Below are 815 nucleotides of genomic sequence, written 5' to 3' on the forward strand. Positions count from 1 at the left end.
TTCTACATAGACTTTTTTGGTACATTTCAGGCAAGCTGTGGAATCAGTGACGCCAATTGATTCACAGCTGAATATGCGAACCCCTGTAAGTTGATGCTTGCAGGGGTTTTTTCTTTGTGATGTAGCTCAATTGGTGGAGCAACGGGCTTGTGCTCGTAGGCTATCGGTTCGACTCCGATCATCACAACCAAAGAATTCGTCGCAAGGCAACTGAGCGTGGGTTTCTGTTGGGCGCCCCATAGCGGTAAGCCACTTCGGTGGTGGTATCCGTGTGACCCGAGAGGGTTGAGGTTTGCGAGTAAAAGCGTAGACAAACAGATGACAGATCGGAAAGACGGTCAACCATTCAACTCTATGCCATCAGCAGCACCAAAGCCATGCGGCCACCCTGGTTGCGGTGTGCTAGTGCGCGATGGCACAAGCCGCTGCCCCAAGCATCCACCCAAAGTGTGGGCTAAGTCTGTCACTGCCACCAAGCGAGTGACGGGTAGGCGGCTGCAGGCCATGCGTGCCGCATTGTTCGCTGCACATCCACTGTGCGCCGAGTGCGAAAAGCAGGGCCGCATCACGGTCGCCACGCTCCGGGATCACATCAAGCCGCTGGCCGAGGGCGGGACCGACGACGACAGCAACATCCAGGGCCTGTGCGAGCCCTGCCACGACGCGAAGACGGCAAGCGAGTCGGCGCGCGGTCGTCGACGGTCAGTGGGGTAGGGGGCCTTCGATCTTCAGAGATCGTACGCCGGAAACCGATCGGTTCCCCAAATTTTTACGTGCGCAGGTTTCAGGGGGGTGGGGGGGTAGTCAGGAGGACT

General features: G+C 57.5%; 1 protein-coding gene, 1 tRNA gene and 1 pseudogene. All 3 read left to right on the forward strand.

The genetic code is table 11. The features are described from left to right. Positions 1-115 precede the first annotated feature (115 nt). The 3 genes and pseudogenes from AC07OO_RS25550 to AC07OO_RS25560 all read left to right on the forward strand — a co-directional run bounded on the left by AC07OO_RS25550 (position 116) and on the right by AC07OO_RS25560 (position 714). A tRNA-OTHER gene (locus tag AC07OO_RS25550) sits at positions 116-190 on the forward strand. Between the two features lie 164 nt (positions 191-354). Further along, a pseudogene (locus AC07OO_RS25555) lies at positions 355-435 on the forward strand (HNH endonuclease); the annotation flags it as partial. A 12-nt stretch (positions 436-447) separates the two neighbouring features. Then, on the forward strand, positions 448-714 hold the full coding sequence (locus AC07OO_RS25560) for an HNH endonuclease (RefSeq protein WP_495084993.1): 267 nt from the start codon (positions 448-450) through the stop codon (positions 712-714). Positions 715-815: the final 101 nt, after the last annotated feature.

Source organism: Rhodoferax sp. GW821-FHT07G04, assembly GCF_059418585.1.